We start from the raw sequence: 13,226 nt of genomic DNA, 5'->3' as shown, positions 1-13,226 counted from the left end.
CTAATCGTCTTTTTACTATTAAGTTGTTAAAGCCGATTTACTCACTAGAAACAGCTTTTATTTTTTGTATTTTTGATTAAATTCTATCCAATACATGAAAAAAACAATTCTCCTTTTTGCATTCCTTAGCTTATCACTAAATGGATTTGGTCAAGGACTCCTTTCTAAGAAAACCAATTTTTCTCAACAAGACACTTTAAGAGGAAGTATTACCCCCGAAAGAGCATGGTGGGACCTTAATTATTACCATTTAGATATTGCTGTAAATCCTGATAAAAAATATATATCGGGTAAAAACACAGTACAGTATAAGGTCTTACAACCTCATCATATTATGCAAATAGACCTACAGTCTCCCCTTAAAATCACCAAAGTCATTCAAAACGATAAGACGCTTCCTGTTAAACAGGATGGTAATGCGTGGTTTATTTCCTTAAACAAAAAACAAAACAAAGGCGATATCCAAAGTATAGATGTTTATTATGAAGGCTACCCTAAAGAAGCCGTTAATGCACCGTGGGATGGTGGTATTTCTTGGAAAAAAGACAGTAACGATAATCATTTTGTAGCTTCTTCGTGTCAAGGTCTTGGCGCTAGTGTATGGTGGCCTAATAAAGACCACATGTACGATGAGGTCGATAGTATGCTTATAAGCGTGAATGTGCCAAAAGAATTAATGAATATTTCTAACGGTCGTTTACGAGGAGTAGAGTCGCTACCCGATAACACCAACACATACCATTGGTTTGTAAACAACCCCATAAACAACTATGGCGTGAATATAAACATAGGAAAGTATGCTCAATTTTCTGAAGTTTATAAAGGAGAAAATGGTGATTTAGACATGAGTTATTATGTATTAGATTATAATTTAGAAAAAGCAAAAGAACACTTTACCGATGCTCCTAAAATGATGGAAGCTTTCGAGTATTGGTTCGGACCGTATCCGTTTTATAAAGATGGCTTTAAATTGGTTGAAGTGCCTTACTTAGGCATGGAACACCAAAGTTCTGTGACTTACGGCAACCAATATAAGAAAGGCTATTTAGGGCGTGATTTATCGGGTTCTGGATGGGGTTTAAAATTCGACTTTATTATTATTCATGAATCTGGACACGAGTGGTTTGCCAATAACATTACCAATAAAGACATTGCCGATATGTGGATTCATGAAAGCTTTACAGCCTATTCTGAAAGTCTCTTTGTTGACTATTACTATGGCAAACAGGCAGGAGCAGATTATGTAGTTGGAACGCGAAGGGGTGTTCAGAATGACCGACCTATTATTGGTACCTACAATGTAAATAATGAAGGTTCTGGTGATATGTATTATAAAGGTGCTAATATGCTTCACACCCTAAGGCAATTAATTAATGATGATGTTAAATGGCGCAATATTCTTCGTGATATGAATGCTGAGTTTTATCATCAAACAGTAACTACGGAGCAAATTGAAAACTTCTTAGCGGAAAAAAGCGGACTCGAATTACATGCGTTTTTTAACCAATATTTACGAGATACGCGAATTCCTGTTTTAGAATACACTACCAACGGCCGAAAATTGAATTATAAATGGAGTAATACCGTGGATGACTTTACTATGCCTATTCAAATAGCTATCGACGGTAAAAAACAATGGATAACCCCAACCTCCACAATTAATACCATAAAATTAAAGTCTAAAAACGCCTCTATAAAAGTCAGTAATGATTTTTATATCGACGTAAAAAAACTCTAAAAAACAATTGAAATGAATATTCAAAAAGTAACGTTTAAAAACAATGATGGTCTTGATTTAAAAGGGCGATTAGAACTTCCTACACATCAAAAGCCTCATAATTTTGTGCTTTTTGCACATTGTTTTACCTGTAATAAAAACTTATCTGCTGTAAGAAATATTAGTCGCGCTCTTACCGCTAAGGGTTTTGGTGTTTTGCGATTTGATTTTACAGGCTTAGGTGAAAGCAGTGGCGATTTTGAGAACACTAATTTTTCCGGAAACATTTTAGATTTAATAGAGGCTTCAAAGTATCTTGAAGAAAATTATGCTGCACCTACACTGCTTATTGGTCACTCTTTAGGAGGTGCCGCAGCTATTTTTGCTGCTGATGCTATAGACAGTATAAAAGCGGTTGCCACGATAGCCGCACCATCAAATCCAGACCACGTACAACATTTACTAAAAAGTAATCTGGAGGAAATAAATACAACAGGTAAAGCTGTTGTTAATTTAGGCGGAAGAGATTTTACCATAAAAAAACAGTTTTTGGACGATATAAAATCAAAATCACTGTCTGAAATTGCAAAAAACCTTAATAAAGCATTACTTATTTTACATTCCCCACAAGATAGAATTGTCGGTATAAAAAATGCTGAAGACCTGTATATTGCAGCAAAACACCCTAAAAGTTTTGTCTCCTTAGATGGATCTGATCACTTATTAATGCAAAAAGAAGACTCCATTTATGTTGGTGAGTTAATTGCGAGTTGGGCTAAGCGCTACATTCCCATACCAGAAAACGACATCTTAAAAACGACTCATGATGTTGTTGCTAGCTTAGCTAAGGAGGAAGGATTTACTACACAATTACGCTCTGGAAATCACAATTTAATAGCCGACGAACCCCTTTCTTTTGGAGGTAACGATTTTGGTCCATCACCTTACGATTATGTCAGTGCCGGACTTTCGGCGTGTACAGCGATGACAGTGCAAATGTATGCCAAAAGAAAACAGTGGGACTTGGATAACATTGAAGTGCATACCAGTTATTCTAAAACACATGCCGAAGATTGTGCCAACTGTGAAGAAAACTCTGCTAAAATTGACACGTTTAAACGCACTATTAAACTAACAGGTCATTTAGACGACAAACAGATTAAACGTCTTTTACAGATAGCAGATAAATGTCCTGTACACAAAACGCTCCATAGTGTTGCGCAGATAATTACCACCTTAGTATAAGCAGTGTAAAGCTATATAAATAATAAAAGGAGTGCTAAAACAGCACTCCTTTTTTATACTCGATTAACTAGTACAGTATGATTATAAATCGTTTATAAAACTACCGTAAGGATCCTTAAACTGCGTACCTTCCGTAAATCTGTACTTACTTAATTGCTTAAACTGAACCAATCCCCAAAGCACAAACTCTTTCATAAAATAAGTGGCCTCCTTTGAGAGTGTAGGTTGATACTCCCCTAACAAATCATCTAAAGGTGTAACAGCATCTAATACGTGTTTATATTCTTTATCGCGCAATTCATCTAATAGATCAAATCCTTCACTATGGTTAAAGAACCAAGATATAATTGCGTCATACGGACTTTCGTCGTCTGGTTTTCTGAGCTTTTCTATTTCCGGGAAGTAGTTTGGAAACAAGCGCTGAACGGCCTCTCCTATTAAATGATAAGCAACCTGTGCTGCACCTTCCTGCTCCCCTTCATAAACCAATTCTACTTTACCAGTAATGGAAGGAATGATACCTGTAAAATCGCTTAAGCGCACAGTTGTGGTTTTATCACCTGCTTTTAAAGCTCTGAGCTCTGCTGTACTTAATAAATTTTCATAAGCCGTAATACTCAGACGGGCACTCACCCCACTTTTAGCATCTATATATTCGCTTTCTCGCGCCTCGAACACGATCTGCTCCAAAAGATCTTTGGCTACGTCTGGCACGGTAATGCTTTCTTGTTGCTGTGCTCCTATTTTTGCTTCCTGTTGGGTAATACGTCTCGCTGTTTCAATATCTTGCGGATAATGTGTTAAAATCTGAGAGCCTATTCTATCTTTTAGCGGCGTAACGATACTCCCTCTATTTGTATAATCTTCAGGGTTAGCGGTGAATATAAATTGCATATCTAAATTCAACCTCAGTTTAAATCCTCGTATTTGAATATCTCCTTCTTGTAATATATTAAATAGTGCTACTTGAATTCGCGCTTGTAAATCGGGAAGTTCATTAATAACAAAAATACAGCGATTTGCTCTTGGAATCATCCCGTAATGGATAACGCGATCATCGGCATAACTCAATTTTAAGTTGGCCGCTTTAATAGGGTCAACATCTCCAATAATATCGGCTACCGTTACATCGGGGGTAGCTAGTTTTTCGGCAAATCGCTCGCTTCTGTGCAGCCAAAAAATTGGTGTTGCATCACCTTTTTCTTTTATTAACTCGATAGCAAATCGCGAAATAGGCTGTAACGGATCGTCGTTAATTTCAGAACCATGTACCACCGGAATATACTCGTCTAATAATTCCAGCATCAGTCTTGCTAATCGCGTTTTCGCTTGCCCCCGCAATCCTAACAAATTGATATTATGACGAGATAATATCGCGCGCTCTAATTCAGGAACCACTGTGTTTTCATAGCCGTGAACTCCTTTAAAAGGAGGTACTTTATGCTTTATTTTTTCAATTAAATTATCTCTTAATTCATCTTTTATAGATTTACTTTGGTAACCCCAAGCTTTTAATTCTCCTAATGTTTTTATCGTTTGTACTTTCATAGTTTCTTTTTAAAAGGAATGCACGACCAAGTATCAATGAACACACCTTTATTGTCTTATTACATCTTATCTATTCAACTTTATTTAATAGCGTATACAAATCACCCTCTAATTCTCTTTTTCCTATTGGTTTCATAATCTTCAAAAATCATCTCCCCAAGTCCCTTAATCCCAGTATAAAATGCTTTCCCTTGATTTGCGCGGGTAAACTCTTGAACAAATTGCATTAAATAGCGATCTTGAGCAATCATAAACGTGGTTATTGGTATATGCAATTTTCTAGCTTGTTGAGCCATTGCATAGCACTTGTTGGTGATATACGGATTTAAACCATTACTATCTTTGTAATAACTACCGTCTTTTAATCGTAAACAACTAGGCTTTCCATCGGTAATCATAAAAATCTGTTTGTTGGTGTTGCGTTTACGCCTTAATAAATCCATAGCCAATTGTAGGCCAGCAACAGTATTAGTGTGGTATGGCCCAACATTGAGATACGGTAAATCTTTTATTTGTATTTGCCAAGCATCGTTACCAAATACTAAAATATCCAAAGTGTCTTTTGGGTATCGTGTGGTAATTAATTCGGCTAAGGCCATAGCCACTTTTTTTGCTGGTGTAATTCGGTCTTCACCGTAGAGAATCATACTATGGCTAATATCAATCATTAGCACGGTACTCATTTGTGATTTGTGCATGGTATCCTCGACTATCAAGTCCTCTTCAGTTAAACTAAAATTACCAATACCATTATTAATTTGGGCATTTTTTAAACTTTCAGTCATAGACACCTTATCTAATCCGTCACCAAACTGATAGCTTCTAAAATCACCAGTATGTTCATCTCCTAACCCGATTTGTTTACTTTTATGATTACCCGAACCGCTACGTTTTATAGCGCCGAAAATCTGATCTAAAGCCGCTTGGCGAATGGCGCGTTCTGTTTTTGCTGTAATGCCCATACCACCAGTTCCATCTGGTTTGATTTCTTCTCGGATATAACCTTTGGCTTTAAGATCTTCAATAAAATCATCTATAGTATATTCTGGTGTGGTTAACTTATACTCTTTATCTAATTCGCGTAACCACGCAATCGCCTCATCAAAATCTCCAGAGGTATGCGTTATCAATTCTTTAAAAATCTCAAATAACTTTTCGAACGGGGATTGAAAAGGTGCTTCGTAAGTTTTAAAAACAAAACCTTTTTTATGCGTATAATGTGTTTTCATCACTATAAAAATAAGCCTTTTTTAATCTGAAAGAAAGTAACGGCTTAATAAAAACAGGCTTTTAACACTCTTATAACAGAATAGCTATATTTTAAAAATGAACAGGTTACACCTCATTCTTAATGTATAGATTCTAATTATAGCTTTAGAATTTGCATGACGGAAAATATCTCCTTACATTTAAACGTATTTTAATAATTCAAAACAATAAAACATGAAAAAAATAACTCAATTAGCATTAGCATTAACTTTAATTTTTGCTGCAAGTTGTAAGGATAAAAAAGAAACACCGGCTGCACCAGAAATGGAGAAAGAAACTGAAGTGGTAACAAAAACAGAAACAGCTGTAAAAATAAAAGTCGCTTTAGAATCTAAAAGCAACAGTAAGGTAACTGGAAATGCTGTATTTACTCAAGAAGACGGAAAGGTAAAAATGGTTGCAGTAGTAGAAGGTTTAGAGCCGGGTACTCACGCTATACATTTACATGAAAAAGCAGATTGCTCAGCGGCAGATGGCACCTCTTCTGGTGGACATTGGAATCCTACGGGAGCACCACACGGTAAATGGGGTGATGCAGCAGGGTACCATAAAGGAGATATTGGAAACTTAGAAGCAGACGACAAAGGTTATGCTACAGTTAATATGACTACAGACGAATGGTGTATAGGTTGTGGTGATGAAACCAAAGACATTTTAGGTAAAGCGATTATTATTCACAAAGATGCCGATGACTTTACATCTCAGCCTACTGGAAATGCAGGCTCAAGAGTTAGTTGTGGTGGAATTATTCAATAATAACTCCGTACAATTTAAAAAAAAAGCAGCTTATAATAAGCTGTTTTTTTTTTATCTTTAAACGAAATCGAGCCTATGCAATTAGATTTATTAATTTCAAAATTCCAGCAGAAAGACGAAAATGCCTTTGAAACACTTTACAATATGTATAGTACAAGTATGCACGGTGTTATATATAATATTGTAAGAGATCATAATATTGCTGAAGAAGTGATGCAAGATGTTTTTATAAAAGCCTGGCATAAATCAGAATCCTACGACGCTACCAAAGGTCGTTTTTTTACTTGGCTCCTTAATATTTCTAGAAATGCCGCAATAGACAAAACTCGATCTAAAGGATTTAAAAACAATTCTAAAAACCTTGACGCAGAATATTTCGTAGATATTTTACCATCACAAGATGACTTAAATAACAGTACAGATGCTATAGGGGTTGGTAAATTTATAAGTTTGCTTAAACAAAAGTGTATTGAAGTTTTAGAGTTATTATACTTTAAAGGCTACACACAAAAAGAAGCTGCAGAAACCCTAGAAATACCTATAGGAACTGTTAAAACAAGAAATAGAAATTGTATTAATGAATTAAGAGAAATCGTTTTAAATTAAATGGATATTAAAACCTACATAAAATCTGGAATTTTAGAACTGTATGTTGCAGGCGCACTCTCTGACAAAGAAAATAGAGAAATTTACGACGCTATGCTTAAGTACCCTGAATTACTAGAAGAAGTTTTAAATATTGAAGCTGCTGTTGTAAAATTAACAGCTCACGCAGCCCCTTCAAATTCTAAGCATATATTTACTAGTGTAAAAAAAGCACTCAGCTTTACAGACAACGACACGAAAGTTACTTCTTTGCTTCCTCCTACAAGAAAGACCATTTGGTTTAATTATACGGGCTGGGCAGCTGCAGTCTTATTAGCTGTTGGTTTACTTTGGACCTTAAACAAAAATGAAGCTTTAAATACTAAAGTCTCGACCATAACTACAGATAAAGAGTTTTTAGAAATACAAGTTAAAGATATTAATTCTGATTTGGCAGACACCAAAAAACTACTAAATGTTATTAGAGATCAGAATTTAATAAATATTACGTTAAATGGTCAAGACGTTTACCCTGAAGGATACGCCAAAGTGTATTGGGACAAATCTTCAGAAACTGTTTACTTAGATTTAGCAGGTTTGCCAAAACCTCCCGAGGGTAAGGTTTATCAAATTTGGTCGCTTACATTAAATCCGTTATCCCCTACTAGTTTAGGAACAATAGACGATTTTAACGACAATGCAAATAAAATTTTCGAGTTACAAAACAACAACGCTTCTCAAGCTTTCGGTATTACTTTGGAACCGGCTGGCGGAAGTGAATCGCCAACGATGGAGCAACTGTACACATTAGGTGTGGTGAGTGATTCTTAAATTAGTAGTGAGTAGTAAAATAAAAAAACTTAAACTGAGAACAGTTTAAGTTTTTTTATGGCTTTAAATGAATACCGACATCACTAAAACTGATTCTTTTTAATACGTTCTTAATGATGAGAAATACGTTACATTTTTATATAATAATAAGTAATAGAAGGGATTCCTTTTTTTTTAAGGACGCAAAAACCCACTTAAATTATACTAAAAATAAAGCCCTTTTTAAACAGCGTTTAAAAAAGGCTTTACAATCAACCAACAAAAAGCAAACAAATAATCTTACTTAACAAAACAATCAAAGCAAAAAAAATGTTAGCCAAAATCGTAACTTAAAAAACTCTTAAAAATTATACGTTATAGATCCTTTTGCAGTAAATGGTGTTCCAGGTGTAAAGTGTATTTCTTCTACAGGATTCAATTCGTTTTGTAAGCGTGTTTCTGTTAAGAATTGTGTTTCATTCCACTCCGTATCAAAAACATTTTCAATGGCAACACCCAGCGTTATGTTTTTATTAATTTTATAATTCAAATTAAAATCGGTTACAAAATATCCTTCGGCGACTACCGAATTGTCTTCATTTGCTGGGCGATCGCCTACATATCTGTAATGGATACCACCTGTAAATCCGTTGAATTCGTTTAAAGATAATCCTCCTACAAACGTTAATTTTGGCGCTAAAGGAATATAGTTTTCTCCCTCTGGATCTTCTGTGCTTCTTGCCTTAGTTAATGTAGCATCGGTATTAAAATATAAATAATCAGTTAATTGGTAACGCAATCCAAAATCTACACCATAACGTTCTGTTTTTCCGCTAGGCTCTACAACACCTGCATCTCCAACATAAACAAATTCTTGTTCTAAAAATAAATACCACGCTGTAGCGTTTACTGCTAATTTAGGAATTGGTTTCCATATCGGACCAAAATCTACACCATAAGCTTTAGGTAAAACCTCTTTCCCTTTTTGAGCTACTACCACTCGCGTGTCGTTTGAGTGAAAACCGATTCCAGATTTAAAAAACCACTGTAGGTTATCGTTTTGTTCGAATACCACATTCAATTTTGGAAATAACCCTGCTTTATTTTCGGCTTGAGTAACATAATCTTCAGCTAAAGCATCGTTATACATAAATTTAAAATATTCTAAACGCAGACCTGGCGTAATTTTAAATTTACCTAAGTCGAATTCTGCTTTATAAAACGCAAACATATTGGTTTGGTTTAAATCACCCAATTGAATATTCTCTAAGGTTGTCTTTCTGTTTAGAGTATGCGATAATTCGATATCACTAACTCTATCGTGTCTTAACCCTACACCAGTCGTGGTTTTTAAATCGGCAAAACTAAGAGCTTTTGTCTTATCTATTTGTGCATTAAATCCGAAAATATTTCTATCTTCTTTCTGTTTAATTTGATCGCCATTAATAGGATCCTCTAGAAAGAAAGTAAAGTTAGAATACAATTCGAAATCGTAATGAGAATAGAATGCATTTGAAGTTAATAAAGTATTATCATCAATTACCGATCTAAATTCAACATTTGCATTGGTACGACTTGTATTACCTCCTTCGGTATCATCTATTGCACCAAAGCGATCTATTAATCCGCTATCCACGGCACGTTGAGGAATTTGTCCTGAAGCATCCCAACGGCTGTCTAAATGCGTAACTGTAAACGCTAATTTATCGGTATTGTTTACGTAGGCTGTATATTTACCAATAAGATTTACTCTATTAAAATTTTGAGAAGTATTAAACGGGCCATCAGTTTCAATATATTCTATACCTACATAAGCATTATCACGCTTCGATTTTTCATGTACATTGAATAATCCTAAAGTTCTAATGGTATTAAACTGCCCGTAAGACAATTTAATTGTATTATTTTTTAAACTATTCTTAGTTTTAAAATCTACATAGCCTGCAGTTGTAAAATCTCGTGCTTCGGCGTAATAAGGGCCTTTACCAAAATGGATATTACTAATCGTTTCTGGTATTACAAAGTGTAAATCGCTATACCCTTGCCCGTGAGCATGAGATACGTTGTTAACTGGTATGCCATCTACATTTATGGAGATATCTGTACCGTGATCGATATCGAAACCTCTTAAAAAAATTTGCTCGGCTTTACCTCCACCGGCATGCTGACCAATTATTAACCCTGGTACTTTTCGTAAAATCTCCTGTGATGAGTTAATAGGATTTGTTTCTAAATCCATTTTCACCAAAGTATTTAACGGATTGATTTGCTCGGTTAATACAAGCTCTTCTAAGTTGAAAACATTATTTTCTAAAACAATAGACAACGAGCCAGAAAAAGAATTTTCGGTTAAAACAATTGTCGTTTTTTTAAAGCCTAACAATCCTATTTCTAAAGAATCTCCAACCGCGCTTTCTTCGATAAGGAAATATCCATTTTCTGAAGTGTGTGCGTGCGATTTGCTTGTTGTATTGTAAACATAAGCTCCATTTAAAGGTTGTTTATAGCTGTCGAAAACAGATCCTTTAATTTGTTGTGCTTGCGAGTAGGTAACACTTAAGAGAAGAAAAGTGACAAAAATTAGTTTAAATTGATTCATATATAATTATAATTGGTTTATTTTAATCTCCATTAATGGTCCTAGTTCGTAAGCACTATTTTCTAATTCTTCTTTCAAAGATTTTACTTTGCCTAACATATTGTTTGCTTTGTATATTTCTGCAATATGGTACAACGCATTAGGCTCGAAAGTTTTGTTTACAACGTGTGTTTCTACTATGTATAATGCCCTTTCAAAATTTCCTTTTCTAAACTCAGACCACGCTAATAAATCGTACGACAAAGGTGTTGGTCTGTTTTCGATTTCTCGTTTAGAGATTGCTATCGCGGCGTCTATACTAGAATTGTTTTCTGCCCATAACTCTACATTATAGGCATTATACATATCGCCGTAATTTTTGTTTTTTACTGCCTCTTTATACTCCTTTAAATAACCATCTTTAGCGGTAATATCATTCATATACTCAGAGATTTTTGCTTTTAACAAGAAAAAATCCGGTGTGTTGTAATTTTTAGTCACCGTATTTAAAATGCGCATTGCTTCTTCTGGGTTGCGCTCGTAAGAGTAAACAATCCAAGCAATTCCTTTTTTAGAATAGGCGTTGTTTGAATCTAACTCAAGTGCCTTTAAATAATAGTTATATGATTTTTTAATCTCTCCATTATGTCCGTAAAAATCGGCAAGGTTTGTATAAGACCATTGCATTAAGCCTTCGTTTTTTGAAGTTTCAGCTACAATAACAGCTTGCTCCATGTACTTAATTGCTGCGTCTAAATTCCCTTTGTGATCGTTCCATTTAGCGGTTCGAATTAGATAATCAAAGCTATTAAGATTTAATATCTTTTCTAAATAAAATTTTGCTTTTTCATCGTCTCCAAGCTCTAAATATACATCGAACAGCATTTTTTGAGTATCATTTAATTTTTCACCATTTTCTTCTGCTTTTAGTAATAATTCTAACGCATTTTTAAACTTATGTTGCGAAATATAATTACGTGCCAATCCTCTTAAATAGCCAGCATTGTTAAAGTTTGTTTTTTTATTTAAAATAAGATAATTTTCTTCGGCTTCAATAAGTTTAGAGATGTCTCCAGTGGTTTCAAAATAACTTCCGTTTAACCCTGCCAATTTTCCTAAGTAGGGAAATTGATTTGGCGTTTCTTCTAATTTTTGAGACCAAAAAGCATACTCTTTATTTATAGCTTCTAATTTTTGATTTTCAGAATTTAAAAAAGAATTATAATCCTGAGCAGCTGTAATATCTTTTGATTTAGAAACCTTGCTACAACTTGCTACAGTAACTAATAGAACTAAAGAATAAAGTATAGATTTCATAATATGTTTTGTTTGTTTGCTTGTTTGTTTTAAATTTAGCTTGATTATAAAAAACCATAGCGCTATTAAGGGTAGCGCTACAGTTTAAAAGGCTTCTACCAAGCAGAAGCTAAATATGGAAATGAGGCTAAAAAAGGTTTATCGTTAGCATTAACATTATCGTTAGATAAGGCTGGGTTTTCAGTAAAATCTTCCCCACCAAAAATTAATAATAACTCTACAGTAATTACATCATCTGCAAGAGCACGACCTGTTAATACATTAGTACCGTCGTAAAAAGTAGTTGTTCCGTCAAGCGATACATTTAATACATCGGTAGCTAATAAACCTGTAAATGCTGCAGCGTCTTGCCCTAAAGCATTCATATCTCCAGGATTTGCAAACGCCGGACTTAAGCCCATTAAGTTTGCTTGAAACATCCCTTGGAATGCTGCATTTTGTTCTGAAGGTATCGTGGTATTAAAACCATCTTTAGAGCCCGAAGAAACAAATACTGTATTTACTGCTGGGCGTCCCATTTGGTCTGCTTGATTGTAAGTTCCAGAAAAATCTAGAGTTGTTGGTGTAGGTGTTGTTGTAAAGTTATCGTCGTCGCTAGAGCAGTTAAAAGAGACTGCTGAGACTAATAATGCTGTCATTACTATTTTTATAGTTTTCATAAGTTTTAAGTTTTAAAGTGTTATTATTTTCTTTTAGATTCTACCCATGTATTAATAGTTCCAGAACCACCAATCATAGATTTTGGTACCTCAACTACAATAGACATTACGTTAGTCCCTGAAAACGTATCGTCTCCTGGGTTATTAAAACTTGTTGCGTCTCCAGCAAGAATTGCCGAGTATTGTGCAAAGTCGAAAAAGAAAGGGTCATCTCTTGGTCCTGCGAAGGCTTTAATTCCGTTTGAGTTAGTTGTTACTTTCGCTATTTCACCGTAAGCTGTAATATCTACTACGGTTTGTGTAGCGTCCTTCATAATAATACTATTTAAACCTGTCGCTGTTGGAGCCGTTGGGCCAAAAAAGTACATCTTACCATTTCTTGGGATTGCTTGAATTACTAAATCTTCTACGTTGTCATTATTAGTATCAATATTTATCTCTACTAAAACATTTTCATCAAAAGTTGCCGAAGTCGTAGCCATCGGACTTAATAACCCTTGAACATTAGCTACAAAAGCAATGTTGTTTTCGTTTTGCCCTTGAAACGCATAGAAGTCTGTAATGTCACTACTCGTGCTCGCCACATCTGGTGCATCAATATGATCGGCTGCTACCATTAAGAAGCCAGCAATAGCTAATGCTGAAGCTCCTAATAAAATTTTCATTTTTTTCATAATATGAGATTTTTTGTTAGTTAATAATTTGTTCTCAGCAATACCTACGCATAAAAAGTAAAGCGGGT

The 13,226-nt window shown here is 34.8% G+C and carries 11 protein-coding genes; 5 read left to right on the top strand and 6 right to left on the bottom strand.

Annotated elements, in window-relative coordinates:
* Positions 1-94 precede the first annotated feature (94 nt).
* On the top strand, positions 95-1,738 hold the full coding sequence (locus BLV64_RS05505) for a M1 family metallopeptidase (RefSeq protein WP_092133198.1): 1,644 nt from the start codon (positions 95-97) through the stop codon (positions 1,736-1,738).
* 12 nt (positions 1,739-1,750) lie between these two features.
* A complete protein-coding gene (locus BLV64_RS05500; protein WP_092133197.1) occupies positions 1,751-2,962 on the top strand; it encodes a bifunctional alpha/beta hydrolase/OsmC family protein in 1,212 nt (403 codons plus the stop codon).
* An 81-nt stretch (positions 2,963-3,043) separates the two neighbouring features.
* Here BLV64_RS05500 and BLV64_RS05495 read toward each other — a convergent pair whose 3' ends face one another.
* Both BLV64_RS05495 and BLV64_RS05490 read right to left on the bottom strand, forming a co-directional pair.
* Positions 3,044-4,510 (bottom strand): sigma 54-interacting transcriptional regulator, encoded by a 1,467-nt coding sequence (locus tag BLV64_RS05495; RefSeq protein WP_092133196.1) that lies wholly within the window; start codon positions 4,508-4,510, stop codon positions 3,044-3,046.
* Positions 4,511-4,611: 101 nt separating this feature from the next.
* Complete coding sequence (locus tag BLV64_RS05490; RefSeq protein ID WP_092133195.1) at positions 4,612-5,739, bottom strand: vWA domain-containing protein; 1,128 nt, start codon at positions 5,737-5,739, stop codon at positions 4,612-4,614.
* 214 nt (positions 5,740-5,953) lie between these two features.
* Between BLV64_RS05490 and BLV64_RS05485 the strand changes: the two genes are divergently transcribed.
* The 3 genes from BLV64_RS05485 to BLV64_RS05475 all read left to right on the top strand — a co-directional run bounded on the left by BLV64_RS05485 (position 5,954) and on the right by BLV64_RS05475 (position 7,951).
* The gene (locus tag BLV64_RS05485) at positions 5,954-6,535 is read left to right on the top strand and encodes a superoxide dismutase family protein (protein ID WP_092133194.1); all 582 of its coding nucleotides are present in this window, start codon (positions 5,954-5,956) and stop codon (positions 6,533-6,535) included.
* 75 nt (positions 6,536-6,610) lie between these two features.
* On the top strand, positions 6,611-7,141 hold the full coding sequence (locus BLV64_RS05480) for an RNA polymerase sigma factor (protein ID WP_092133193.1): 531 nt from the start codon (positions 6,611-6,613) through the stop codon (positions 7,139-7,141).
* Positions 7,142-7,951, top strand: a complete 810-nt coding sequence (locus BLV64_RS05475) for an anti-sigma factor (RefSeq protein ID WP_092133192.1) — start codon at positions 7,142-7,144, stop codon at positions 7,949-7,951.
* 340 nt (positions 7,952-8,291) lie between these two features.
* On the opposite strand, the gene BLV64_RS05470 is transcribed toward BLV64_RS05475, so the two are convergent.
* From BLV64_RS05470 to BLV64_RS14780, 4 genes are all read right to left on the bottom strand, one after another.
* Positions 8,292-10,529 (bottom strand): TonB-dependent receptor, encoded by a 2,238-nt coding sequence (locus tag BLV64_RS05470; protein ID WP_092133191.1) that lies wholly within the window; start codon positions 10,527-10,529, stop codon positions 8,292-8,294.
* 6 nt (positions 10,530-10,535) lie between these two features.
* A complete protein-coding gene (locus BLV64_RS05465) occupies positions 10,536-11,825 on the bottom strand; it encodes a tetratricopeptide repeat protein (RefSeq protein WP_092133190.1) in 1,290 nt (429 codons plus the stop codon).
* A 95-nt stretch (positions 11,826-11,920) separates the two neighbouring features.
* Positions 11,921-12,484, bottom strand: a complete 564-nt coding sequence (locus tag BLV64_RS14785; protein ID WP_092133189.1) for a DUF4331 family protein — start codon at positions 12,482-12,484, stop codon at positions 11,921-11,923.
* Between the two features lie 23 nt (positions 12,485-12,507).
* Complete coding sequence (locus BLV64_RS14780) at positions 12,508-13,158, bottom strand: DUF4331 family protein (RefSeq protein WP_092133188.1); 651 nt, start codon at positions 13,156-13,158, stop codon at positions 12,508-12,510.
* Positions 13,159-13,226 lie beyond the last annotated feature (68 nt).

It is taken from the genome of Bizionia paragorgiae (genome assembly GCF_900107625.1).
Classification (GTDB): Bacteria; Bacteroidota; Bacteroidia; order Flavobacteriales; family Flavobacteriaceae; genus Bizionia; species Bizionia paragorgiae.
The sequence above is the reverse complement of the archived record's forward strand: the minus strand, read 5'-3'. Positions and strand labels throughout refer to the sequence as shown.

Bases quoted from the DNA above. Each gene is read 5' to 3' on its own strand.
- BLV64_RS05505 (WP_092133198.1), top strand. From the start codon at position 95: ATGAAAAAAACAATTCTCCTTTTTGCATTCCTTAGCTTATCACTAAAT.
- BLV64_RS05500 (WP_092133197.1), top strand. From the start codon at position 1,751: ATGAATATTCAAAAAGTAACGTTTAAAAACAATGATGGTCTTGATTTA.
- BLV64_RS05495 (WP_092133196.1), bottom strand. From the start codon at position 4,510: ATGAAAGTACAAACGATAAAAACATTAGGAGAATTAAAAGCTTGGGGT.
- BLV64_RS05490 (WP_092133195.1), bottom strand. From the start codon at position 5,739: ATGAAAACACATTATACGCATAAAAAAGGTTTTGTTTTTAAAACTTAC.
- BLV64_RS05485 (WP_092133194.1), top strand. From the start codon at position 5,954: ATGAAAAAAATAACTCAATTAGCATTAGCATTAACTTTAATTTTTGCT.
- BLV64_RS05480 (WP_092133193.1), top strand. From the start codon at position 6,611: ATGCAATTAGATTTATTAATTTCAAAATTCCAGCAGAAAGACGAAAAT.
- BLV64_RS05475 (WP_092133192.1), top strand. From the start codon at position 7,142: ATGGATATTAAAACCTACATAAAATCTGGAATTTTAGAACTGTATGTT.
- BLV64_RS05470 (WP_092133191.1), bottom strand. From the start codon at position 10,529: ATGAATCAATTTAAACTAATTTTTGTCACTTTTCTTCTCTTAAGTGTT.
- BLV64_RS05465 (WP_092133190.1), bottom strand. From the start codon at position 11,825: ATGAAATCTATACTTTATTCTTTAGTTCTATTAGTTACTGTAGCAAGT.
- BLV64_RS14785 (WP_092133189.1), bottom strand. From the start codon at position 12,484: ATGAAAACTATAAAAATAGTAATGACAGCATTATTAGTCTCAGCAGTC.
- BLV64_RS14780 (WP_092133188.1), bottom strand. From the start codon at position 13,158: ATGAAAAAAATGAAAATTTTATTAGGAGCTTCAGCATTAGCTATTGCT.